Here is a 575-nt window from a genome sequence, read left to right on the forward strand (position 1 = left end):
GCTCGGAGATGGGTATAAGAGACAGCCCGCACACCGCCCAGCAGGCGCACACGGTGCTGGTGGGCTACGGCCGGGTGGGTCATCTGGTGGCGGACGGGCTGAAGGCCGCCGGCCTGCCCTTCCTCGTGGTGGAGGACCAGGACGACCGGGTGGACGAACTGCGGCGCAGCGACATCGAGGTGATCGACGCCAACGCCGCCTCCCCCGCTGCCATCACCGCCGCCAACGTGGCGGGGGCAAAGCGGCTCATCCTTGCCATTCCCGACGGCTTCGAGGCCAGCGGCGTGCTGCGCAAGGCCCGGCAGCTGAACCCCGGCATCGAGATCATCGCCCGCGCCCACTCGGACGCGGAGGTGGAGCACCTGCGCCAGGGCGGCGCCAACTTCATCATCATGGGCGAGCGCGAGGTGGCGCGCGGCATGCTCGCCCACGTGCTGGACCGCAGCGACGCGGACCTCGCCGCCGCCGTCGAAGCGGCGGGGATCGTCGCCCCGGGGACCGAGGCTGCGACGACGTCCCCGGACGCGCCCGTCGCCGAGGTCGAGGTGAGCGCTGTGACGCCCCCCACCCTGCCC

General features: G+C 72.9%; 1 protein-coding gene. It reads left to right on the plus strand.

From position 1 onward, the window contains the following. A partial coding sequence (locus tag K9U41_RS23045) for an NAD-binding protein (protein WP_282643164.1) occupies nt 1-575 on the plus strand: 575 nt, incomplete at both ends.

The organism is Xanthobacter autotrophicus (assembly GCF_029991245.1).
In the GTDB taxonomy this organism is placed as follows: domain Bacteria; phylum Pseudomonadota; class Alphaproteobacteria; order Rhizobiales; family Xanthobacteraceae; genus Xanthobacter; species Xanthobacter autotrophicus_C.